The organism is Rhizobium ecuadorense, assembly GCF_001187535.1.
GTDB classification, from domain to species: Bacteria; Pseudomonadota; Alphaproteobacteria; order Rhizobiales; family Rhizobiaceae; genus Rhizobium; species Rhizobium ecuadorense.
Window position 1 is genome coordinate 1 of record NZ_LFIO01000274.1, and the last position, 256, is coordinate 256.

The window sequence follows — 256 nt, forward strand, 5'->3', positions numbered from 1 at the left end:
GAAGACCTACGGCTTCGTCGCCAACGGCCAGAAGGGCCCGGCGGTCGCGCAGGACTGGATGCAGTACAATACCGAAATGGGCGGATCGATCCTCGGCTCGGATGGCAAGCCGGCGCTGAATTCCGAAGCCAATATCAAGAGCCTGACCGTCTACAAGGACCTCTTTATGAAGGCTGCACCTCCCGGCGCCGTTGATTACGACTGGGGCGGACGCGAGGAAAGCTTCCGCCAGGGCATTGCCGCGACCATGCAGACA

1 pseudogene is annotated in these 256 nt (G+C 61.3%); it reads left to right on the forward strand.

What is annotated here, in order from left to right:
- Positions 1-256: pseudogene (locus tag AF337_RS06480) on the forward strand (sugar ABC transporter substrate-binding protein); the annotation flags it as partial.